The 23,832-nt window shown below is 59.6% G+C and carries 16 protein-coding genes, 2 tRNA genes, 3 rRNA genes and 1 pseudogene; 14 read left to right on the top strand and 8 right to left on the bottom strand.

What is annotated here, in order from left to right; all coding sequences use genetic code 11:
* Complete coding sequence (locus AA098_RS21690) at positions 1 to 1,074, bottom strand: diguanylate cyclase (RefSeq protein WP_003254853.1); 1,074 nt, start codon at positions 1,072 to 1,074, stop codon at positions 1 to 3.
* A gap of 281 nt (positions 1,075 to 1,355) precedes the next feature.
* Complete coding sequence (locus tag AA098_RS21685) at positions 1,356 to 2,252, bottom strand: formate/nitrite transporter family protein (protein WP_003254852.1); 897 nt, start codon at positions 2,250 to 2,252, stop codon at positions 1,356 to 1,358.
* A gap of 457 nt (positions 2,253 to 2,709) precedes the next feature.
* Here AA098_RS21685 and AA098_RS21680 point away from each other — a divergent pair.
* From AA098_RS21680 to AA098_RS21620, 14 genes and pseudogenes are all read left to right on the top strand, one after another.
* Positions 2,710 to 4,246: ribosomal RNA gene (locus AA098_RS21680) — 16S ribosomal RNA — on the top strand.
* A gap of 77 nt (positions 4,247 to 4,323) precedes the next feature.
* Positions 4,324 to 4,400, top strand: a tRNA-Ile gene (locus AA098_RS21675).
* Positions 4,401 to 4,406: 6 nt separating this feature from the next.
* Positions 4,407 to 4,482, top strand: a tRNA-Ala gene (locus tag AA098_RS21670).
* A 234-nt stretch (positions 4,483 to 4,716) separates the two neighbouring features.
* Positions 4,717 to 7,609: ribosomal RNA gene (locus AA098_RS21665) — 23S ribosomal RNA — on the top strand.
* A gap of 130 nt (positions 7,610 to 7,739) precedes the next feature.
* Positions 7,740 to 7,855 (top strand): 5S ribosomal RNA (gene rrf, locus AA098_RS21660).
* Together the 16S, 23S and 5S rRNA genes with 2 tRNA genes alongside form the textbook arrangement of a ribosomal RNA operon.
* A 476-nt stretch (positions 7,856 to 8,331) precedes the next feature.
* Positions 8,332 to 9,975, top strand: a complete 1,644-nt coding sequence (locus tag AA098_RS21655; RefSeq protein ID WP_003254851.1) for an acetolactate synthase large subunit — start codon at positions 8,332 to 8,334, stop codon at positions 9,973 to 9,975.
* Between the two features lie 142 nt (positions 9,976 to 10,117).
* Positions 10,118 to 10,321 (top strand): annotated as a pseudogene (locus AA098_RS30295) (amine oxidase); the annotation flags it as partial.
* A gap of 210 nt (positions 10,322 to 10,531) precedes the next feature.
* Positions 10,532 to 11,428, top strand: coding sequence for a nitrilase family protein (locus AA098_RS21650; RefSeq protein ID WP_003254849.1), 897 nt, complete (start codon positions 10,532 to 10,534; stop codon positions 11,426 to 11,428).
* Positions 11,429 to 11,438: 10 nt separating this feature from the next.
* A complete protein-coding gene (locus AA098_RS21645; protein ID WP_060538944.1) occupies positions 11,439 to 12,593 on the top strand; it encodes a hypothetical protein in 1,155 nt (384 codons plus the stop codon).
* Entirely contained in the window at positions 12,590 to 13,579 is a 990-nt protein-coding gene (locus AA098_RS21640; RefSeq protein ID WP_003254846.1) for an asparaginase, read from the top strand. Before AA098_RS21645 ends, AA098_RS21640 begins: the two co-directional genes overlap by 4 nt.
* A 91-nt stretch (positions 13,580 to 13,670) precedes the next feature.
* Positions 13,671 to 14,222 carry a UPF0149 family protein gene (locus AA098_RS21635; protein WP_003254845.1) on the top strand — a complete coding sequence of 184 codons (552 nt, stop codon included), beginning with the start codon at positions 13,671 to 13,673 and terminating at the stop codon, positions 14,220 to 14,222.
* A 169-nt stretch (positions 14,223 to 14,391) separates the two neighbouring features.
* Positions 14,392 to 15,021, top strand: a complete 630-nt coding sequence (locus tag AA098_RS21630) for a glutathione S-transferase family protein (RefSeq protein WP_003254843.1) — start codon at positions 14,392 to 14,394, stop codon at positions 15,019 to 15,021.
* Between the two features lie 27 nt (positions 15,022 to 15,048).
* Entirely contained in the window at positions 15,049 to 17,085 is a 2,037-nt protein-coding gene (locus AA098_RS21625) for a pyridoxamine 5'-phosphate oxidase family protein (protein ID WP_064614990.1), read from the top strand.
* 108 nt (positions 17,086 to 17,193) lie between these two features.
* On the top strand, positions 17,194 to 18,090 hold the full coding sequence (locus AA098_RS21620; protein WP_047603509.1) for a LysR family transcriptional regulator: 897 nt from the start codon (positions 17,194 to 17,196) through the stop codon (positions 18,088 to 18,090).
* 73 nt (positions 18,091 to 18,163) lie between these two features.
* On the opposite strand, the gene AA098_RS21615 is transcribed toward AA098_RS21620, so the two are convergent.
* The 6 genes from AA098_RS21615 to AA098_RS21590 all read right to left on the bottom strand — a co-directional run bounded on the left by AA098_RS21615 (position 18,164) and on the right by AA098_RS21590 (position 23,828).
* On the bottom strand, positions 18,164 to 19,033 hold the full coding sequence (locus AA098_RS21615; protein WP_064614989.1) for an aldose 1-epimerase: 870 nt from the start codon (positions 19,031 to 19,033) through the stop codon (positions 18,164 to 18,166).
* A 24-nt stretch (positions 19,034 to 19,057) separates the two neighbouring features.
* Positions 19,058 to 19,981, bottom strand: coding sequence for an EamA family transporter (locus AA098_RS21610; RefSeq protein ID WP_064614988.1), 924 nt, complete (start codon positions 19,979 to 19,981; stop codon positions 19,058 to 19,060).
* A gap of 54 nt (positions 19,982 to 20,035) precedes the next feature.
* Positions 20,036 to 21,316 carry a TRAP transporter large permease gene (locus tag AA098_RS21605; RefSeq protein WP_003254833.1) on the bottom strand — a complete coding sequence of 427 codons (1,281 nt, stop codon included), beginning with the start codon at positions 21,314 to 21,316 and terminating at the stop codon, positions 20,036 to 20,038.
* A complete protein-coding gene (locus AA098_RS21600) occupies positions 21,317 to 21,844 on the bottom strand; it encodes a TRAP transporter small permease (RefSeq protein ID WP_003254832.1) in 528 nt (175 codons plus the stop codon).
* Positions 21,845 to 21,910: 66 nt separating this feature from the next.
* Positions 21,911 to 22,882, bottom strand: a complete 972-nt coding sequence (locus AA098_RS21595; protein ID WP_003254830.1) for a TRAP transporter substrate-binding protein — start codon at positions 22,880 to 22,882, stop codon at positions 21,911 to 21,913.
* Between the two features lie 64 nt (positions 22,883 to 22,946).
* On the bottom strand, positions 22,947 to 23,828 hold the full coding sequence (locus tag AA098_RS21590) for an SMP-30/gluconolactonase/LRE family protein (protein ID WP_003254829.1): 882 nt from the start codon (positions 23,826 to 23,828) through the stop codon (positions 22,947 to 22,949).
* Positions 23,829 to 23,832: the final 4 nt, after the last annotated feature.

Here is a 23,832-nt window from a genome sequence, read left to right as displayed (position 1 = left end):
TCAATCAGAATAGGCCAGCCTGAGCGCGGCAGCTTCACTGCGGGCAAAATTGACCTGATCGCGGCCAGCGTGCTTGGCGATGTACAGCGCCTTGTCTGCCTGTTCGAGCCAGTGTTCGGGGGACTCGAGGTTGGCCTCGAAGGGGGACAGGCCGATACTCAGGCTGATGCGCAGGTGCGGTAACTGTGGGTTGCGGTAGCTGGAAACCCGCTCGCGCAGACGCTCCATGACTTGGCAGGCCTGGGCTTCACTGATTTCGGGCAGGATCACGCAGAATTCGTCGCCGCCGTAACGCCCGGCCTGGTCGCCCTCGCGCAAACTGCGCCGCAGCTCAGCGCTGAGCTGGCGCAGTACACAGTCGCCGACCACATGGCCAAAGGTGTCGTTGATGGTCTTGAAGTGATCGATGTCGATCAGGGCAATCACCGCGTGCTCCTGTCGCTGCTTGCACGCCTGGAACTTGAGCTGCAGCAGGTCCTTCCAGGCGCCGTGGTTGAACAGCCCGGTCAGGCTGTCGGTGAGGCTCAGGGCGCTCAGCCGGCGCTTGTGGTCGCCCAGCTTGATCGCAAGCTGGTAGCACACCCAGCCCAAGGCCAGTGGGTACAGCGCCAGCATGGGCAGGCACGCATAGACCTGCAGGGGCGTGGCGATCAATTGCAAGCCAGGGCCAAGTAGCAGGATGGCGGTGAGCATGCCAGCCAGTTGCGCCAGCGCTCCGCGAAAGACCATGCGCTTGCCGCCGGCGGCGACGTTGTTCATCGTCATCATCGACAGCACGGTCACGCTGGGTAGCGGGTTGAAGTGCATGGCGGCAGTCCAGAACCCGCCCATCAGCGAGTCCAGCAGAAGGTTGCGCTGTTCCGCCTGGTAAGGCGTTGTCGAGCGGGCAGCCCACTGGTAGGCCACGTGCGGCCACAGCAAACCATTGAACAGTACTAGCAGCCATGCCCAGGAGGGGGGCGACAGCGGCGCAATCGCCGCCATGACAGTGAACAGGCCGATTCCCAGGCCAATGACCCGCGGCAGGTAGATGCGCTTGACGAATGAAAGCCCTTTGCCGATGCGATTGTCCATAATGCTGATCTTCTTCTGCCGGTGTACCGTTCATCGCATAATTCGGATGAATATTGTTGAACAGTGTTACATCGGCGAGAAATGACCTTACAAGCCAATTCACGGTTGATTCGATCACTGTGGTGGGCCGTCGATAACCAGGCTCAGGTGCGACTGGGCGCGCCGCGGACGGGAGCGGGGTAACCTGGAGTCACCGCATGGCGGGCAGAACGGATGTGTAGCCCTGGCCCATGAGTAAGCAGGGCCAGGGGCATGAGCTCACCGTAGCGGCACGCTGAGTATCATTTTGGCTCATGTCTGCTGCGCGCGGACTGGGGCTGGTCGTCGTTCAGAAGCCGCGAGGGTGGTTTGCCACTGTCACTGCGCACTTGCGCATGGCTGATCAAGGCGAAGATGAAACTGCCACCGATGATGTTGCCCGTCAGCGTCGGCAGTGCAAATTCCAGCCAGAAACGGCTCCAGGTTTCGTCGCCAGCCCACACCAGGTAGGACACTTCGACTGACCCCACCACTATATGAGTGAAATCGCCAAGGGCCATCAGGTAGGTGATCATCAGAATGATCCAGATCTTGGCGTGCTCCATTGAAGGGATCATCCAGACCATGGTGGCAATCATCCAGCCTGAGACTATGCCCTTGGCGAACATCTGACTGATGTCGTTCTTCATTACCTTGCGACCGACCTCCAGGAATGCCACATCGGTCTTGCTGTCGAAGATCGGCAGTTCCAGCATCACCCAGGCTACCAGCAGGGTGCCTGCCAGGTTGCCAAACAACACCACGCCCCAGAGGCGTAGCAGTCGTCCGAAGTTGGCCAGCGTAGGGGCGGTCATGACGGGCAGCACGGCGGTGAGCGTATTTTCGGTGAACAGTTGCTGGCGTGCCAGGATCACGGCAAGAAAGCCCGCACTGTAGCCGATGCTGGCGACCACCTGGGCACCATCGCCTTCCGGCAGGCGGGCGTAGAATAGCCCCATGGCCATCAACGACAGCCCCATGGACAGGCCGGCGGCAAGTGCCGACCACCACAACGCGGCAAGTGTACGTTCCAGTTCCTGGTCGCCCTGGTAGCGAATGATTTCGTGCAGCACAGCCGCCCGCGGCGGTTGGCTGTGGCTGACCTCCTGCTCTTCATCTGCAGAGAGGCCGGGGGTTTTCTCGCTTTGCCCATCGCTCATGGCCGCTACGCTCCGTGGTGTGTTTCTTTACAGATCCACGGCGCTTTCATTAGTTGCCGGTTAGCGGCAAAACGTTGATGGAAAAGTTTTTCAGAACAAGGTGTTGACTCTGATTTCAAAGCGCGTATTATTCGCCTCCTCGCAGCGATGAACGCTTCGGGGCAAGCGGTAAGTTGTTGAAGTTGTTAGCTTTCGAAAGAAAGCGGTGGTAAAAAACTTCAAAATAAACGCTTGACAGGTTCTGAGGAAAGCGTAGAATGCGCGCCTCGGTTGAGACGAAAAGCTCTTAACCAAACGCTCTTTAACAAATCGAATCAAGCAATTCGTGTGGGTGCTTGTGAGTACGGACTGATAGTCAAAAAGATTATCAGCATCACAAGTGACCATGCGAGAAATCACATAGTCATTTGAGATTGCTGAGCCAAGTTTAGGGTTTCTTAAAAACCCAAGCAGTATTGAACTGAAGAGTTTGATCATGGCTCAGATTGAACGCTGGCGGCAGGCCTAACACATGCAAGTCGAGCGGATGACGGGAGCTTGCTCCTTGATTCAGCGGCGGACGGGTGAGTAATGCCTAGGAATCTGCCTGGTAGTGGGGGACAACGTTTCGAAAGGAACGCTAATACCGCATACGTCCTACGGGAGAAAGCAGGGGACCTTCGGGCCTTGCGCTATCAGATGAGCCTAGGTCGGATTAGCTAGTTGGTGGGGTAATGGCTCACCAAGGCGACGATCCGTAACTGGTCTGAGAGGATGATCAGTCACACTGGAACTGAGACACGGTCCAGACTCCTACGGGAGGCAGCAGTGGGGAATATTGGACAATGGGCGAAAGCCTGATCCAGCCATGCCGCGTGTGTGAAGAAGGTCTTCGGATTGTAAAGCACTTTAAGTTGGGAGGAAGGGCAGTAAGTTAATACCTTGCTGTTTTGACGTTACCGACAGAATAAGCACCGGCTAACTCTGTGCCAGCAGCCGCGGTAATACAGAGGGTGCAAGCGTTAATCGGAATTACTGGGCGTAAAGCGCGCGTAGGTGGTTTGTTAAGTTGGATGTGAAAGCCCCGGGCTCAACCTGGGAACTGCATCCAAAACTGGCAAGCTAGAGTACGGTAGAGGGTGGTGGAATTTCCTGTGTAGCGGTGAAATGCGTAGATATAGGAAGGAACACCAGTGGCGAAGGCGACCACCTGGACTGATACTGACACTGAGGTGCGAAAGCGTGGGGAGCAAACAGGATTAGATACCCTGGTAGTCCACGCCGTAAACGATGTCAACTAGCCGTTGGAATCCTTGAGATTTTAGTGGCGCAGCTAACGCATTAAGTTGACCGCCTGGGGAGTACGGCCGCAAGGTTAAAACTCAAATGAATTGACGGGGGCCCGCACAAGCGGTGGAGCATGTGGTTTAATTCGAAGCAACGCGAAGAACCTTACCAGGCCTTGACATGCAGAGAACTTTCCAGAGATGGATTGGTGCCTTCGGGAACTCTGACACAGGTGCTGCATGGCTGTCGTCAGCTCGTGTCGTGAGATGTTGGGTTAAGTCCCGTAACGAGCGCAACCCTTGTCCTTAGTTACCAGCACGTTATGGTGGGCACTCTAAGGAGACTGCCGGTGACAAACCGGAGGAAGGTGGGGATGACGTCAAGTCATCATGGCCCTTACGGCCTGGGCTACACACGTGCTACAATGGTCGGTACAGAGGGTTGCCAAGCCGCGAGGTGGAGCTAATCTCACAAAACCGATCGTAGTCCGGATCGCAGTCTGCAACTCGACTGCGTGAAGTCGGAATCGCTAGTAATCGCGAATCAGAATGTCGCGGTGAATACGTTCCCGGGCCTTGTACACACCGCCCGTCACACCATGGGAGTGGGTTGCACCAGAAGTAGCTAGTCTAACCTTCGGGAGGACGGTTACCACGGTGTGATTCATGACTGGGGTGAAGTCGTAACAAGGTAGCCGTAGGGGAACCTGCGGCTGGATCACCTCCTTAATCGACGACATCAGCCTGCTGATGAGCTCCCACACGAATTGCTTGATTCATTGTCGAAGACGATCAAGACCCTATATAGGTCTGTAGCTCAGTTGGTTAGAGCGCACCCCTGATAAGGGTGAGGTCGGCAGTTCAAATCTGCCCAGACCTACCAATATGCGGGGCCATAGCTCAGCTGGGAGAGCGCCTGCCTTGCACGCAGGAGGTCAGCGGTTCGATCCCGCTTGGCTCCACCACTTGCTGTACCTTGATCAAACTCAGAAATGAGCATTCGCGTCGAATGTTGATTTCTGACTTTTGTCAGATCGTTCTTTAAAAATTCGGATATGTGATAGATATAGACTGAACACCAGTTTCACTGCTGGTGGATCAGGCTAAGGTAAAATTTGTGAGTTCTGCTCGAAAGAGCAACGTACGAATTTTCGGCGAATGTCGTCTTCACAGTATAACCAGATTGCTTGGGGTTATATGGTCAAGTGAAGAAGCGCATACGGTGGATGCCTTGGCAGTCAGAGGCGATGAAAGACGTGGTAGCCTGCGATAAGCTTTGGGGAGTCGGCAAACAGACTGTGATCCAGAGATCTCTGAATGGGGGAACCCAGCCAGCATAAGCTGGTTATCTTGTACTGAATACATAGGTGCAAGAGGCGAACCAGGGGAACTGAAACATCTAAGTACCCTGAGGAAAAGAAATCAACCGAGATTCCCTTAGTAGTGGCGAGCGAACGGGGACCAGCCCTTAAGTTGATTTGAGATTAGTGGAACGCTCTGGAAAGTGCGGCCATAGTGGGTGATAGCCCCGTACACGAAAATCTCTTATCAATGAAATCGAGTAGGACGGAGCACGAGAAACTTTGTCTGAATATGGGGGGACCATCCTCCAAGGCTAAATACTACTGACTGACCGATAGTGAACCAGTACCGTGAGGGAAAGGCGAAAAGAACCCCGGAGAGGGGAGTGAAATAGAACCTGAAACCGTATGCGTACAAGCAGTGGGAGCCTACTTTGTTAGGTGACTGCGTACCTTTTGTATAATGGGTCAGCGACTTATATTCAGTGGCGAGCTTAACCGAATAGGGGAGGCGTAGCGAAAGCGAGTCTTAATAGGGCGTTTAGTCGCTGGGTATAGACCCGAAACCGGGCGATCTATCCATGGGCAGGTTGAAGGTTAGGTAACACTGACTGGAGGACCGAACCGACTACCGTTGAAAAGTTAGCGGATGACCTGTGGATCGGAGTGAAAGGCTAATCAAGCTCGGAGATAGCTGGTTCTCCTCGAAAGCTATTTAGGTAGCGCCTCATGTATCACTGTAGGGGGTAGAGCACTGTTTCGGCTAGGGGGTCATCCCGACTTACCAAACCGATGCAAACTCCGAATACCTACAAGTGCCGAGCATGGGAGACACACGGCGGGTGCTAACGTCCGTCGTGAAAAGGGAAACAACCCAGACCGTCAGCTAAGGTCCCAAAGTCATGGTTAAGTGGGAAACGATGTGGGAAGGCTTAGACAGCTAGGAGGTTGGCTTAGAAGCAGCCACCCTTTAAAGAAAGCGTAATAGCTCACTAGTCGAGTCGGCCTGCGCGGAAGATGTAACGGGGCTCAAACCATGCACCGAAGCTACGGGTATCATCTTACGATGATGCGGTAGAGGAGCGTTCTGTAAGCCTGTGAAGGTGAGTTGAGAAGCTTGCTGGAGGTATCAGAAGTGCGAATGCTGACATGAGTAACGACAATGCGAGTGAAAAACTCGCACGCCGAAAGACCAAGGTTTCCTGCGCAACGTTAATCGACGCAGGGTTAGTCGGTCCCTAAGGCGAGGCTGAAAAGCGTAGTCGATGGAAAACAGGTTAATATTCCTGTACTTCCAGTTATTGCGATGGAGGGACGGAGAAGGTTAGGCCAGCCTGGCGTTGGTTGTCCAGGTTTAAGGTGGTAGGCTGAAATCTTAGGCAAATCCGGGATTTCAAGGCCGAGAGTTGATGACGAGTTGCCTTTAGGCGACGAAGTGGTTGATACCATGCTTCCAAGAAAAGCTCCTAAGCTTCAGATAACTGGGAACCGTACCCCAAACCGACACAGGTGGTTAGGTAGAGAATACCAAGGCGCTTGAGAGAACTCGGGTGAAGGAACTAGGCAAAATGGCACCGTAACTTCGGGAGAAGGTGCGCCGGCGAGGGTGAAGGACTTGCTCCGTAAGCCCATGCCGGTCGAAGATACCAGGCCGCTGCGACTGTTTATTAAAAACACAGCACTCTGCAAACACGAAAGTGGACGTATAGGGTGTGACGCCTGCCCGGTGCCGGAAGGTTAATTGATGGGGTTAGCGCAAGCGAAGCTCTTGATCGAAGCCCCGGTAAACGGCGGCCGTAACTATAACGGTCCTAAGGTAGCGAAATTCCTTGTCGGGTAAGTTCCGACCTGCACGAATGGCGTAACGATGGCGGCGCTGTCTCCACCCGAGACTCAGTGAAATTGAAATCGCTGTGAAGATGCAGTGTATCCGCGGCTAGACGGAAAGACCCCGTGAACCTTTACTATAGCTTTGCACTGGACTTTGAATTTGCTTGTGTAGGATAGGTGGGAGGCTTTGAAGTGGGGACGCCAGTTCTCATGGAGCCATCCTTGAAATACCACCCTGGCAACTTTGAGGTTCTAACTCAGGTCCGTTATCCGGATCGAGGACAGTGTATGGTGGGTAGTTTGACTGGGGCGGTCTCCTCCCAAAGAGTAACGGAGGAGTACGAAGGTGCGCTCAGACCGGTCGGAAATCGGTCGTAGAGTATAAAGGCAAAAGCGCGCTTGACTGCGAGACAAACACGTCGAGCAGGTACGAAAGTAGGTCTTAGTGATCCGGTGGTTCTGTATGGAAGGGCCATCGCTCAACGGATAAAAGGTACTCCGGGGATAACAGGCTGATACCGCCCAAGAGTTCATATCGACGGCGGTGTTTGGCACCTCGATGTCGGCTCATCACATCCTGGGGCTGAAGCCGGTCCCAAGGGTATGGCTGTTCGCCATTTAAAGTGGTACGCGAGCTGGGTTTAGAACGTCGTGAGACAGTTCGGTCCCTATCTGCCGTGGACGTTTGAGATTTGAGAGGGGCTGCTCCTAGTACGAGAGGACCGGAGTGGACGAACCTCTGGTGTTCCGGTTGTCACGCCAGTGGCATTGCCGGGTAGCTATGTTCGGAAGAGATAACCGCTGAAAGCATCTAAGCGGGAAACTTGCCTCAAGATGAGATCTCACTGGGATCTTGAATCCCCTAAAGGGCCGTCGAAGACTACGACGTTGATAGGTTGGGTGTGTAAGCGCTGTGAGGCGTTGAGCTAACCAATACTAATTGCCCGTGAGGCTTGACCATATAACACCCAAGCAATTTGCTGACGCAGATTGCGGTGGTGAAGACGAAAGACCCGAAAATTCGTAAGCCACAAATATCGCATATCCGGATTCGCTGGGCCGTCCATCTGGACATTCTGGCAACAGAATTTCTTGACGACCATAGAGCATTGGAACCACCTGATCCCATCCCGAACTCAGTAGTGAAACGATGCATCGCCGATGGTAGTGTGGGGTTTCCCCATGTGAGAGTAGGTCATCGTCAAGATTCATTTCGCAAAACCCCTATCTGCGCATGCAGGTAGGGGTTTTGTCTTTGTGGGCAAAAAAACTGGACCTGCTCGAATCACTGTGGGAACAGGCAGCTCGGTGGAGGGCACCGGCTTCGCCGGTGTTCGCGGGTAAACCCGCTCCTACGACGGCCTGTGTCCACCCCCCGATGTGTGTCCACCACCATCTGTGTAGGCGCGGGTTTACCCGCGAATACGGTGGCGGCGGCAACGGTGAACGGCAAGTGGGGATTGGCCAGCAGGGCCGGCCTCTTCGCGGGTAAACCCGCTCCTACAGAGGATGGTGCGACGCCAGGCTAGATTGGCCTCCACGCATCATTAACGTGACTTTCCCGCCCCCCCCCTACGTCAAGACTTTGGTTCGGGGCACTTCTGCTCTGGACCTGGCGATGCCAGCGTACCGTGCTGCGCATTTCTGGACTTCCCCGTCCCATCACTTGAGGTAGCAAGCAAGATGGCCAAGGCCGCCGATGTCGTTGTGCAATGCCTGGAAAACGAAGGTGTCGAGTATGTATTCGGCATTCCCGGTGAGGAAAACCTCGACCTGCTCGAATCCCTGCGCAAGTCGAAGATCAAGCTGGTACTGACCCGTCACGAGCAGTCTGCAGGTTTCATGGCTGCCACTTACGGTCGTCTGACCGGCAAGACCGGCGTCAGCCTGTCGACCCTCGGCCCTGGTGCCACCAACCTGGTGACCGCCAGCGCCTACGCCTACCTGGGCGGCATGCCGATGATGATGATCACCGGGCAGAAGCCGATCAAGAAGTCCAAGCAGGGTCGCTTCCAGATCATTGACGTGTGCGGCATGATGGACCCCATCACCAAGTACACCCACCAGTTCGCCTCGGCCGACAACATCCCGGCCCGCATGCGCGAAGCCTTCCGCCTGGCCGAAGAAGAAAAGCCGGGTGCGGTGCACCTGGAGCTGCCGGAAGACATCGCCGCCGAGCAGACCGACGCGCTGCCGATCCCGCGCAGCCTGCACCGCCGCCCGCTGGCCGAGCACGTGGCCATTGAAGCTGCCGTCGAGAAACTGCAGAACGCGCGTAACCCGATCCTGGTGATCGGTGCCGGTGCCAACCGCAAGATGACCGCCAAGGTCCTCAAGCAACTGATCGACAAGACCGGCATCCCGTTCATCACCACCCAAATGGGTAAAGGCGTGGTCGACGAGCGCCACCCGCGCTTCCTTGGCAACGCTGCGCTGTCGTCGGGCGACTTCGTTCACCGCGCCGTCGAAGCCGCCGACCTGATCGTCAACATTGGCCACGATGTGATCGAGAAGCCGCCGTTCTTCATGGTCCGTGGCGGCACCGAAGTCATCCACATCAACTTCCGCTCTGCCGAAGTCGATGCCGTGTACTTCCCGCAAGTAGAAGTGATCGGCGACATCGCCAACGCCGTGTGGCAGATCAGTGAAGCACTGAACGACACGTCGCACTGGGACTTCACCCGCCTGATGGCCATCCGTGAAGCCAACGAAGCACAGATCGCCGAAGGCGCCGACGACGACCGCTTCCCGGTCTACCCACAGCGCATGGTGGCTGACATCCGTCGTGTACTGCCGTCCGAAGGCATCGTCGCCCTGGACAACGGCATCTACAAGATCTGGTTCGCCCGCAACTACAAAGCGCACAAGCCAAACACCGTGCTGCTGGACAACGCCCTGGCGACCATGGGCGCCGGCCTGCCATCGGCAATGGCTGCGCACCTGGTGCACCCGGACCGCCCGGTAATCTCGGTGTGTGGTGACGGCGGCTTCATGATGAACAGCCAGGAACTGGAGACTGCAGTACGTCTGGGCATGCACATCACCGTGGTGATCCTGCGTGACGACGGCTACGGCATGATCCGCTGGAAGCAGGCCAACATGGGCTTCACCGATTTCGGCCTGGACTACGGCAACCCGGACTTCGTCAAGTATGCCGAAGCCTACGGCGCCAACGGCCACCGCGTGGAAAGCGCCGAAGGCCTGCTGCCGCTGCTGGAGCACTGCATCAAGACCCCAGGTGTGCACGTGATCGACTGCCCGGTCGATTACAGCGAGAACGACCGCATCCTCAACAGCGAGCTGCGTGAGCGCGCGCTGGCGGTGTAAGCCCTGACGACCTTATCGCTGTAAGCCGGCACCCACAGGTATCTCAGATCCTGTAGGTGCCGGCGGGTGGTAGATGGCAACCACTTCACGCCTGTTGCAATTGATCATTCTCAGGTTCTCTACTCATGGAGAACCCGAGAACATGACTATTGGTTCGACACACAACCCTCCTGCCGATCTGGCCATCGACCCATCACTGCCTATGCAGCCATGGGCCGCACGTTTCCCTAATCCCCCGGATCTCTGCTTCGACTACCGCCGGCTTCTCGAACAAGAGGGCGGCGTCGCACGTGCCACACAACCCGATCACCGCATTTGCATCGTCGGTGCCGGAGTTACCGGGTTGCTTCAGCACAGTTCAATGGTGACTTTACCCTTGAGTACTACCCCCACTATCAGGTTGGGAAATAACGGCGTACGGGTCATTTTGTAGGGGGAGTCCTACTGCCATTGTGTGATTTTCCTTTGGTTCCATAGGACTCTCCTGACTGTCGCTCCCTGACCCAACATCGCTTTACTGGCGTCCTTCCAAAACAACCACAAGAAGGAAGCCGCCATGTCTGAATCCTGTTCCCCCGTCAGCCCCGTACGTATCGCTGTCATCCAGTACGACCCTCAGGTCGGTCTTGAACACTGTGAGAGCAACGTGAGCAGAGGCCTGGCATTGGCCCGGCGCGCAGCACGCGAAGGTGCCAACCTGATCGTACTGCCTGAACTGGCCAACACGGGCTACACCTTCAACTCCCGTGCCGAAGCCTATTCCCATGCGCAGGTGCTGCAGGACGGCCCTTGCCTGAAAACCTGGGCCGACTTCGCCAAGCAGTACCAGGTATACCTGGCTGCGGGGTTTGCCGAACGTGACGGGCTGAAGTTATACGACAGTGCTGTACTGTTTGGCCCCGAAGGCCTGCTCGGGCACTACCGCAAAGCGCATCTGTGGAACCAGGAAAAGCTTTGGTTCACCCCTGGTGACCTGGGGTTCCCGGTGTTCGAGACGCCTATCGGCCGTATCGGCCTGCTGATCTGCTGGGACATCTGGTTCCCGGAAGTACCACGGGTGATGGCCGCGCAAGGTGCCGACATCATCTGCAGCCTCAACAACTGGGTATGGACCCCGCCGCCGTTGTTCGATGATGCAGGGCGCTGCATGGCCTCGTACCTGACCATGACGGCAGCGCATGTCAACAACGTTTATATCGCCGCCGCGAACCGGGTCGGCAGTGAGCGGGGCGGGCGCTTCCTGGGCTGCTCGCTGATCGCCGGTACTCATGGCTGGCCGATCGGCGAGGTGGGCAGTGCAGAAGCCGAGGAGATTATCTATGCCGATGTCGATTTGAGCAGTGCACGCTCGGCACCGATCTGGAACAGCCTCAACGACCTGCCAAGAGACCGGCGCACCGACCTCTACGATGCCACCCTTGGCTATCGCTTGCATGCACCTATGCCACGTTGAGGAGTTGCGAATGAACACGCGCTTCTTCTCACGACAGCAGCATTGGCTTGTGTTGATGTTCGGCTGCCTGCTGGTGTTTCTCGCTGCAAGCCTTGCCCATGGCCAATGGCTGGATTATGCACAGAGGGTGGCGACGCTCGATGAGCCGCTCAGCCGCTTGCGCTGGATTGTTGGTGATATCAGTGAAGTGGCTTTCTACAAGCACGAACTACCCGCGCTGGGCTTGCTGCTGGGCGCGTGCCTGGCGCACTGGGCGCAGGTGCGAGGGTACCGCTGGCAGGGCTTTGCCATTTGCTATGGCAGCGGATTATGGCCATGGGTGTTTACCAGCTCGCTCTTGGGCTTGCTGCTCAGCCATGCGTTGTGGGGATGGACCTTGGCCAGTGGCATCTGGCAACCAACGTTCGTTGCCTTCGTGTCATTGCCGGCAGCCATGGTCTTGCTTTTTGGTGCGGGCTGGCGGGTGACGATCACGGGGGCGCTACTGGGGGCACTACTGGTAACACCGGCCAGCCTGCTGATGGTCAATTACCTGTGTTATCCCCTGCAGTTGCCCGTGGTAGTGGGCAATGTGAGTGGCATGGCTGTGGCAAGCGTCGTGGCCTTCATCCTGTGCAAGCGCTTTCCTTCATGGGTACGCCAATGCGGTGAACCCACCGTCGTGGCGCCGGTTGTCAATCAGCCTGACTACGGTGTGGTCTGGACTTTGCGGCGCGTTCTGGCCGACTTCAGCGAAGCCCCATTCTTTGGTAATGAGCTGGCCAGCCTCGGGCTATTGCTGGGTGTGTTGCTGGCATACCTGTTGAGCCCGGCTGCACTGTCATACGGTTCTATGTTGGTGATGCAGATGGTGGCCGGGCAGGCCCTGGCATCCCTGGTCGGGGTTGTATGCTGGCGTGGACAGTGGAAAGCCCGTGGGTGGTACCCCACCTACATTCCGATTGTGTCGATCGTCCCGGCCGCGGTCTTGACACATGGCGGCAGTTGGCAAGTGGTGGTGGCCAGTGCAGTGCTGGGTGCACTGTTGGCTCCGCCGCTGGCAGTGGCGATCACTCAGCGGTTGCCGGCCTATGTGCATGGCTACATCGGCAATGTGGTGTCGATGGCCATCTGCACGCTGGGCATCGTGCCGGTAGTCGGTTTGGTTGTGGGGGGAGAAGCATGAGTGAACATTCGAGCCTGCCCAGGCTGTCGATCGCCACTCTGGGCGGCACGGTCAGTATGCGGCTGGGTACTGTCGGGGATGGTGTGACGCCAAGCCTGGATTGTGAGCGGCAACTGCTTCAGGTTCCACAGTTGCGCGAGATGGCGCAGTTGAACGTTGCTTCATTGTGCCTGCTCCCCAGTGCATCGCTGGGCTTCGCGACGTTGCTGGAGGTGCTGGCATGGGCCCGGGGCGAGGTGGAGCGCGGAGCCCAGGCTTTGGTATTGAGCCAAGGGACCGACAGCCTTGAGGAAACGGCCTATTTCCTGGATCTGCTCTGGCCATTCGATGCGCCATTGGTGATGACCGGTGCCATGCGCTCGGCGAGTCAGCCGGGCAATGATGGGCCGGCCAATTTGTTGGCTGCGGCTCAGGTTGCATTGGCACAAGACAGCCGTGGGCGAGGTGTGCTTGTGGTCATGAATGATCAGGTCCACTGCGCGGCAAGGGTTCGCAAGACGGCCAGCCTGGCGATGGCGGCATTCGAGTCGCCCGGATGTGGCCCGTTGGGCGACGTTGTGGAGGGTGTTGTGTTGTATCGCCATCCGCCCGGGCGACGGGAAGTGTTGCCGTTACCGTATCGCACCGACCAGCGCGTTGCCCTGCTGGAAGCCTGCCTGGACGCAGACACGGCGCTGCTGCAGGCTGTGGCCGCATTGGGTTACGAGGGGGTGGTCATCGCCGGTTTCGGTGCTGGTCATGTTTCTGCCAGTTGGTCCGAAGTGCTGGAACACCTGGCGCCCACCTTGCCGGTATTGGTTGCTACACGCACTGGGAGAGGGCCTACAGCCCGGGCAACCTACGGGTTTGCTGGCGCAGAAATCGACTTGCAGAAAAAAGGCGTCTACATGGCTGGGCAACTCTGCCCGCGCAAATGCCGCATCTTGCTGTGGCTGCTGATAGGCACCGACCGGCAACATGAGCTGCAGGCCTGGTTGCAGCCCTGAACCATCTGCCCGCGCGGACGTTCGCGCGGGCAGCCCTTCCGGCGTTGCTGTGCTAGGGTGCACACACTTTTGCTTCCCAGGATTCTTACCCATGCTCCCCGTACTCAGCGAAAAAGAACTCGACCGCCTCGAAGACCTGCTGATCACCTATGGCAATGACTACTCGGTGCTGGACCTGGCCGAGCTCAATGGCTTTTTCGTCGCACTCGCCAGTTCGCCGATCACTGTCCTGCCGGAACAATGGCTGCCGGCGGTAGCGGGTGGCAAGGTACCGAAGTTCAAGAAGCCCGCCCATGAGGAGGCCTACACGGCATTGATGCTGCGTTATGCCAGCCAGGTGGCAGAAGAACTGAGCAATGAGGTCGACCAGTTCGAACCGCTGTTCGAGGAACGCGAATGCGAGCAGGGCACTGTGATCGTGATGGAGGAGTGGTGTTTCGGCTACATGCGCGGTACCCAGGTGGCCGGTTGGGGCGAGTTGCCACCGGAGCAGGCCCCGCTCCTCAGGGCCATTTCGCTACATGGGTTGGAAGATAACTTCGAGCTGCTGGACCAGATGAGCGATGAGGATATCCAGGCCTGTGTGCCGCAGGTGGTCGAGGCTGCGCGTGGGCTGTACCGACATTTCAAAAAACTGCACTGATCGGATCGTAGGCTAGCGCTCACCTGCAGGCGCCAGCGCAAGTGTTTGGAAACCATTATTCCGCCCTGCGAAATTATGGTTTCCCCTGCGCACTGATTCTGCTACCAGCCGATCCAGTGCAGCATGTGCTCCATCAGCCCCATCCCGGCGCTGACCAGGAGCCAAGCCCATGTCGAACCCGATCAAGCTCTACAACTTCCCCAAGTCTGGCCATGCTCATCGCATCGAGTTGATGCTCTCGCTACTGAACCTGCCCACCGAGCTGGTGTTCGTCGACCTGGCCAAAGGCGCGCACAAGCAGCCGGACTTCCTCGCCCTCAACCCGTTCGGCCAGGTTCCGGTCATCGATGACAACGGCACGGTGATTGCCGACTCCAACGCCATCCTCGTCTACCTGGCCAAAAAATATGACAACGGTGCCTGGCTGCCCGAAGAACCTGCCGCCGCCGCCCGTGTGCAACGCTGGTTATCAGTCGCTGCCGGCCCGCTGGCCTTTGGCCCGGCCGCCGCCCGCCTGGTCACGGTGTTCGGGGCTTCATTCAATGCCGACGAAGTGATTTCCCGTGCCCACACCTTGCTCAAGGTGATCGATGCCGAGTTGGCGAAGACGCCATTCCTGGCGGGTAGCACACCCACGATTGCGGACATTGCCAACTACTCCTACATCGCTCACGCCCCTGAAGGCAACGTGTCGCTGGAGCCCTATGCCAATGTGCGCAACTGGCTGGCGCGGATCGAGGCGCTGCCGCATTTCGTTCCCATGCCGCGCACCGTAATCGGGCTGCAAACCCACGCCTGAAACCCCGCCATCGCGAGGAGCGCCGCCATGCAACAATCTCCTGATCACCGCCCCTCGCCCTGGCATACGGGTGAAAAGACCCTGCAGGAAAAGGTCGGTGTAGCAGAACGCATGGAGGCGTTCGGGCAAAAGGTCATTCGTGACCACATGCCCGACCAGCACCGAACGTTCTATCACCAGTTACCCTTCATGGTCGCCGCCAGTGTGGATGCCCAGGGTCGGCCTTGGGCCACGCTGCTGGAGGGGCCAGAAGGGTTCGTAAGCTCGCCCGACCCTCGTATGCTGACGATCCACACCACGCTGCCAGCAGATGACCCCGCCACCCCCGGGTTGGCAGCCGGGCAGGCGGTCGGCCTGCTGGGGATCGAACTGCACACCCGTCGGCGCAATCGTATCAACGGGCAGATCCGCCACGCTGCCCAAGGGCAACTGCACGTGGCCGTAGAGCAGGCGTTTGGCAACTGCCCGCAGTACATCCAGTTGCGTGACTACACCCGCGTCACCGAACCCGCCCTCGGGCGCATCGATGCGACAACACTGGATACCTCAACCGTCAGCATGATCCAGGCGGCCGATACCTTCTTCGTCGCCAGCTATGTCGAGCATGCTGACGGCCAGCGCTCGGTAGATGTCTCTCACCGGGGTGGCCGGCCAGGGTTCATCAAGGTCGAAGGCAATCGGCTGACGATTCCCGACTATGCTGGCAATCTGCATTTCAACACCTTGGGTAACCTGGTGGTCAACCCGCGGGCCGGCTTGCTGTTCATCGACTTCAATAATGGCAATGTGTTGCAACTGTACGGGCGTGCCGAGGTGCTGCTGGACAGCCCGGCCATCCAGGCCTTTGAAGGGGCTGAGCGGTTATGGACACTGCAGGTCGAGCAGGTGGTGTGGCGTCCGGCAGCCGTTGCCCTGCGCTGGGCTTTCAAGGAATACGCGCCGACCAGTCTGATGACCGGTACCTGGGCCGAGGCCGATGCGCGCCTGGAGCAGCGGCAACAACAGCGCCAATGGCTGGCCTGGCGGGTGCTGCGGGTGGAGCAGGAAAGCCGCGACATCCGCTCGTTCTATCTCGAACCACCGGCAGGCTGCCGTGTGGCCTTTGCCCCTGGCCAGCATCTGCCTGTGCAGGTGACGCGTGATGGCGAGCCGGCGCTGATCCGCACCTACAGCCTTTCAAGTGCCCCCGACGATGGATTCTTGCGCATCAGCGTCAAAGCCCAGGGCCCGGCTTCGCGGTATTTGCATGAGCACGTTGTGGCCGGCGAGGTGTTGAATGTGCGGCCGCCGATGGGCAGCTTCACGCTTGATCAGCAAAGCACGCGCCCGTTGGTGCTGATCGGCGCGGGCGTGGGCATCACGCCGTTGCTGGCCATGCTGCGTCAGCAGTTGAGGACGGGGCAGGCCCGGCGCATTCATCTGTTCCATGGCGCACGCAGCCTGGCCGACTTGCCGTTCCAGCAGGAACTGGCGACCTTGCAGCAACAGGCTGGCGAACTACTGCATATACACCGCGCCCTGAGCCAGCCTGAAGGGCACGCGCAGGTCGGTCGTGATTACGAGTTTGCCGGCCGGTTGGGTATCGAACAGGTCAAGGCAACGCTGGCGTTGGACGACTACGATTTCTACCTGTGTGGGCCGGGCAGCTTCACCCAGCAGCTTTACGAAGGGCTGCGTGGGGTGCATGTGCCGGATGCGCGGATTCACGCCGAAGCGTTTGGCCCGTCGACGCTGCGGCGGCACACCGACGCAGACCAGCCAATCTTGCAACAGCCGCCTGCCGCCGACGAACCGGTGCCGGTGTATTTTGCTGCGTCGGCCAAGGAGGCTCGCTGGGTTCCCGGTAGCGGCACCTTGCTGGAACTGGCCGAGGCGCGTGGGCTGGCACCGGAGTTCAGTTGCCGGGGTGGTTCGTGTGGTACCTGCAAGACCCGGCTGGTGAGCGGCCAGGTGCATTATCCGAATCCGCCGGCAGAGTTGCCGGAGGCAGGGTCGGTGCTGATCTGTTGTGCTGTGCCAGCGAAGGGGGAGGAGGGGATGCAGGCGTTGGTGCTGGATGTCTGATTGAAGCCAGTCGTAGGAGCGGGCTTGCCCGCGAAGAGGCCGGCACAGCTAACACCACGCATCCAGATGAACGATAATCCGCACGCCCCATTACCCTCAGGAGCCCGCATGGACCAGATCCACCTGATGAAGGTATTCGTCGCCGTCGGCGAGCTGGAAAGCTTCGCCGCGGCTGCCCGCCGTCTGGACATTTCTGCGGCCGCCGTCACCCGCGCCGTCAGCGCCCTGGAAGAGCAGCTCGGGGTCAAACTGTTGCTGCGTACAACCCGCAGCGTGCGTCTGACCGAGGCCGGCGGCCGCTATCTGGAAGACACCCGGCACATCCTCGCCAGTATCCACGAGGCCAATGAAGCCGCTGCCGGCATCAACGCGACTCCCAGGGGCGACCTGGCGGTGACCGCGCCGATTTTGTTCGGCAAGAAGTTCGTCATGCCGTGCATCGTCCGTTACCTGCAGCAGTACCCGGAAGTCGACGTTTCCGCGTTTTTTCTCGACCGCGTGGTGAACATGGTCGAAGAGGGCATGGACGTGGCCGTGCGCATCGGGCCGTTGCCCGACTCCGGGTTGAAGGCGTTGCGGGTGGGCAGGGTGCGGCGCATGTTGTGTGCCTCGCCCGACTACCTGGCGCGCCATGGTGTGCCGAAGCATCCGTCGGACCTGGCCGGGCATGCGATAATCGGCACCACCAACCTGTCGCCGCGGGCGGGTTGGCGCTTCGGAGTGACCGACGAGCCGACCTTGGTGCGCATGAAGCCACGGCTGACGGTAACCAGCAATGACGGGGCAATCGCAGCTGCCAGCGGCGGGCTGGGGATTGCCCGGCTGCTGTCGTACCAGGTGGCGGACGAACTGGCTAGCGGGGAGTTACAGGTGCTGCTGGCCGAGTACGAAGAGGCGCCCTGGCCCATTCATGTGCTGCACCGCGAAAGCAAGTACGGCTCGGCCAAGGTCAGGGCCTTTATCGACATGCTGGCGCAAGACTTGCGCGATCAGCAGCTGGATTGAGGCCGTTCAGCGCGTCGAGAAATGGCGCCAGACAATGTTCGCTATCGTGACGGCCCTTTTTCAGGCAGCCCGCTCACAACGCCCGATACTGCATCCTGAACCCCAGGGTCATTGCCTCCCCCCGGTTCAGCAACCGCAACCCTGGTCGCCCTGGCAGGTGATGCGCATTGATTGGGTGGCTAACAGGTTCAAAGCAGAAAAAACCTTGCCCCTGCGGGCAATACAGCAAGAAGTGTTCGGCCCCATTGGCACTGCACGCCAGTCGATAACCCGCGCTGGGCTGTTCGATCACACACTCCCCTGGCCAGCCATTGAAGGCGTGATCAACCACTGTCTCGGGTAAACGCCCCATGGCATTGAAGCGCCATTGTTCGGGCACCTCGGCCTGGTACGACGGCAACCGCCCATCCTCGGCCAGCCACACGTTGCGTGCCGATGCGTACAACTTGGTATCGGGATACCGCGGAAAGTAAGGGTGCAACCCCAACCCGTACCAGTTGGCCGACTCATCCAGATGGGTTACATGCAGGTCCAGGTTCAGGCACCCCTCATGCAGATGCACATCCAGCGTGGCCCGGTAAGCAAACGGCACAGCACTGTCTAGCGTCAGCCGTGCTCGCTGTTCACTGTGGTGCTCCACCTGCCAGGCCTGCTGCCAGGCACTGCCATGGATCGGGTAAGGGTCATGCCCGGTATTGGGTGCCAGTGCCTGCCACCCCTCGGGTCGGGCAAAGCCACCCTCGCCAATGCGGTTGGACCAAGGCGCCAGTGGGTAGCAGGCGAGGCGTCGTGGCGTACCACTTTTTAGTGCGGCCAGGTCGGAATGGCGCAGCAGCGCTTGCCCGGTCGCTTTCACTTCCCAGTTGACCAGGCTGGCGCCCAACTCCGGAGCCAGGCTCAGGCGGGTCAGGCGGTCCTGCAGGTGCAGTTCGGTCACAGACATTCAAGGCTCCATTTAAATGAACGATCAATTGGCCCGACGGTAGGTGAGCAGCACGATGCCGCACACCACCACCGCGCCGCCGAGTAATTGCAGGGTGCCCAGTTGCTGGTCGAGCAAGGCCCAGCCCAGCAGTAGCGTGGCGATGGGTTCGACGTTCATCACGGGGGCGTTCTGCGCCATGTTCAGCCTTGGCACACAAACGAACAGCAAGGTGAAGGCCAAGCCATACAGCACTACCAGGCTGGCCAAGGCCGCCCAGCCACTGCTGCTGCCTGGCAGTGACAAACCGGACGGCATCACGCCGCTTGCGCCTGCAACCAGCATGCTGGAGAACACGATCAGCAAAGTCAGCAGGCTGCGCACGGGGCCGCGCACGCTGGCCAGTTTATGGTCGGTGATCCACAAGGCGCAGGCAAAGGCACAGGCGGCGCCGAAGGCCAGGCTGACCCCTGGCACCCAGTGCGGGTTGGCCGCAGCGCTGTCGGCCAGGCGTGCCGGGACATCCAGCGCCAGCACCAGGCCGCACAGGATCAGGCCCATGAACAGTACGGTGCGGCCCGTGGGGCGTGCGCCGCCCAGCGCCCAGGTGAGCAGCGCCAGCAGCATCGGGAAGGTGTTGCCCACCAGCAGCGCCAAAGCCACTGGAATACGCGCCACCGCCGAGTACAGGCACAGGCTCTGGGTGGCAATCAGCAGGCCGAGCAGCAGCTGCCACCGGTGCGCACCAGCGGGCAGGGCCAGGGCCTGGCGTTGCCACAGCAGCAGCCCGGCCAGTACCAGGAAGGTGATGCCAGAGCGGCAGAGGATGGCCAGCAGCACGCCGGTGCCGTCATCGAAGGCGATGCGCGCGGCGATGTGGTTACCGGCGAATGAACAGGCCAGCAGGGCGAGCAAGGCGATGGCCAGTTTGCGGGGGAAAAGCGGTACAGCCGAGGAGGGGACAGCCATGTGCAGGATCCATTTGCAAGAGCCCAGGGGCCGCCAAGCGGCCCCCGTTCATAATTACAGCACCACGCTAGGCAGCCACAGCGAGATCGCTGGAATGTAAGTCACTGCCATCAGCACCAGGAACAGCGCCAGGTAGAACGGCATCAGCGCCTTCACCGTCGACTCGATACTCACCTTGCCGATGGCCGAGCCGACAAACAACACCGCTCCCACCGGCGGGGTGATCAGCCCGATACCCAGGTTCACCAACATGATCATGCCAAAGTGCACCGGGTCCACGCCGATACCGGTAATCACCGGCAGCAGGATCGGCGTAAGGATCAGGATCAGCGGCGCCATGTCCATCACCGTGCCCAGCAGCAACAACATGAAGTTGATGCACATCAGGATCACGTAGCGGTTGTCCGACAGGGTCAGGAACGCCGTGGTGATCTTCGACGGGATCTGCATCAGCGTCATTACGTAGCCGAAGCTGGCGGCAAAGCCGATCAGGATCATCACGATGGAGATGGTCCGTACTGTGCGGTGCATCAGCTTGGGCAGGTCGCGCCACTTGTAGTCGCGGTAGATGAACATGGTCACGAAGAACGACCACACCACTGCCACGGCTGCCGATTCGGTGGCGGTGAACACCCCCGACAGGATACCGCCGAGGATGATGACCATGGCCATCAGGCCCCACAGCGCCTCACCGGCAATTTTCAGCGCCTGGCGCAGCGGGATCACTTCGCCCTTGGGGTAGTTGCGCTTCTTGGCGAACAACAGGCACAGGCCCATCATCACCGCGCTCAGCAGCAGGCCGGGCATCACCCCCGCCATGAACAGCGAGGCGATCGACACCGTGCCGCCCGCCGCCAGCGAGTACAGCACCGAGTTGTGGCTGGGCGGGGTCAGCAGCGCCTGCACCGAGCCGCTGACGGTCACGGCGGTGGAAAATTCACGCGGGTAGCCTTTGCGCTCCATCTCCGGGATCAGCACCGAGCCCACCGAGGCGGTATCGGCTACCGACGAGCCGGAAATCGCACCGAAGAAGGTCGAGGCCATGATGTTGACCAGCGACAGCCCGCCACGCACGAAGCCCACCAGCACCCCGGCAAAGGCCACCAGCCGGCGTGACATGCCGCCTTCGGCCATGATCGCGCCGGCCAGCACGAAGAATGGAATGGCCAGCAGCGAGAACTTGTTAACCCCACTGGCCACCTGGATCATCATCGCCTGCAGCGGGATGTCGATCCACCAGGCGCCGATCAGTGCCGACAGGCCCAGGGCGTAGGCTACCGGCATGCCGATCAGAATCAGCACGATGAAACTGCCCAACAGAATGAACGCTTCCATTTACGCAGCTCCTTCGTTTTCTTCGACCAGATCAAAGCGCACGACCTTGCGGTTGCTCTGATCGCCCAGCAGGAGTTTTTCCAGCACGAACACCAGCGTCAGCACGCCGCCGACCGGGATCGGCGCGTAAGTCATGCCGACCCGCACACCGGGCAGCGAGGCCAGCGACTGGTTCCAGGTGGTGATGCACAGCCGGGTGCCGTAATAGGTCATGAACACGCACACCACGATCATCAGCAGTTGTACCAGCAGGGCGACCAGCTGGCGCTGCAGCGGCGGCAATCGGTCGGTAATCATCCCCACCGCCATATGCGCCCCGGCGCGATAGCTGGCGGCGGCACCAACGAAGGTGAATACCACCATCAGCAGGATAGAGACTGGCTCTGGCCAGCTGGAGCCGGTGCCCAGCACGTAGCGGGCGAAGATGCCCCACGGGATGATCAGCGTCATGGCCAGGATCGACAGGCCCGCGATCCAGATGCAACTGCGGTACAGCGTGTCGTTCACGCTCAGGAAAAGCGATTTCATAGGCATCACCAAAGCGGCAGGGCGGCGGCGGCCGCACTGCCGAGGTCGTCTTGGAAGGGGCTGGTATTACTGGACGGCGTCGATACGCTTCATCAGGTCGGCGTACGGCGCGCCGTACTTCTCGCGTACCGACGCGGTGGCTTCGAAGAACGGTTTCTTATCGACAGTGATGAACTCGACACCGGCGGCTTTGAGCTTCTCTTCGCTGGCGGCAGACTTGGCGTCCCACAGCGCACGCTCTTCCATCTGTGCTTCGCGCGCGACCTTTTTCACCAGCACCTGCTGCTCCGGAGTGAGCTTGTTCCAGGTGGTCTTGGACATCACCACCGGCTCCGGCAGGATCAGGTGGCCGGTCAGGGTGTAGTACTTGGCGCTCTGGAAATGGTTGTGCTCAAGCAAGGTCGGCGGGTTGTTCTCGGCGCCGTCGATCACCCCGGTTTGCAGGGCACTGAAGATTTCCCCGGTGTCCATGGCGATACCGTTGCCGCCCATGGCGTTCATCATGTCGATGAACAGCGGGTTGCCCTGTACGCGAATCTTCATGCCTTTGAGGTCTTCCAGGCTGCGCACCGGCTTTTTGGTGTAGATGCTGCGCGAGCCGCCGTCCATCCAGGCCAAGGCCACCAGGTTGAAGTCGGAGTTGGTGATCTTGTCGAGGATCTCCTGGCCGATCTCGCCATCGATGATCTTGCGCATGTGCTCATGGTCGCGGAACACGAACGGCATGTTGAACACGTTCACATCCGGCACTACCGGGCCGACGATCCCCAGGCTGACGCGGGTCATCTGCACGGCGCCGATCTGAGCCTGTTCGATCACTTCCTTTTCCGATCCCAGCACGCCGCCGGCGAACATCTTGAAGGTAATGTCGCCATTGCTGGCCTGTTCCAGCTTTTTACCCATGTTCTGCTCGGCGACCACGGTCGGGTAGCCGGCCGGGTGGATTTCGGCGAACTTGATGTCCAGCGCCGAGGCGGGCATGGCCACGCTGAAGGCGAACGGGAGTACGGCAAGAAGCAGCTTGCGTTTGAACGTCATGATGAAACTCCGTGGTTTTTATTATCCGGTTTCGGGCGTGCAAGTGTGGGTGTGGCAGTGGGGCTCAGCCCCGGTAGGCAGGTTCCTCCAGGCCCTTTGTGCCAGGGTTGAGGGCAAATACCCCGCCAGCCAGTGGCTGGTCGCCGAGGTCGATGCCCGCGGGGCGGATCGAGGTGACGTACAGGGTGTCGAGGTTGGCGCCACCAAAGGCGCACATGGCCGGCTTTTTCACCGGCACGCTGAGCGAGCGGTCGAGGCGCCCGTCAGGGGTGAAGCGGTGAACTTGCCCGGCGTCGTTGCCGCAGATCCAGTAGCAGCCATCCTGGTCGATCGCGGCGCCGTCGGGGCGTCCTGGGTAGCCGCGCATGTCGACGAACAGCCGCTTGTTGTGCGGCGTGCCGTTGTCGGTGTCGTAGTCGAAGGCCCACACCTTCTGCACGTTGGGGTGTGAGTCGGACAGGTACATGCGCATGCCGTCGGGGCTGAACGCCAGGCCGTTGGGCACGATCATGCCGTCCTGCTGCAGGTGCAGGTGGCCTTCGCCGTCATGCCGGTACAGCGCACCCACATGGGCGCCTTGCTGCATGTCCAGCAGCATGGTCCCGGCCCAGAAGCGGCCCTGACGGTCGCAGCGGCCATCGTTGAAGCGCATGCCGGCCTGGGCGTGCTGCACGTTGCTGAGCAGCCGGCTGTCCAGGCTGCCGTCCGCCCTGGCCTGGAGCTGAAAGATGCCGCTTTCCATACCCGCAACCCAGCCCTGACCGCTGCGGGCGATGCAGGCCAGCATCTCGTCGCCTTGCCAGAACTGGTGTTTGCCATCGGCCGCTTGCCAGCGATGCAATTGGCGAGCGGGAATGTCTACCCAGTACAGGGCCTGTTCACCGGGGTGCCACACAGGGCTTTCGCCGGTACCGTTACGGGCGTCGACGATCAGTTCGCAGTTCATGGCC

It is taken from the genome of Pseudomonas sp. JY-Q, assembly GCF_001655295.1.
Taxonomy (GTDB): Bacteria; Pseudomonadota; Gammaproteobacteria; order Pseudomonadales; family Pseudomonadaceae; genus Aquipseudomonas; species Aquipseudomonas alloputida.
Note: the sequence above shows the minus strand (reverse complement) of the source record. Positions and strands in the feature narration are given on the sequence as shown.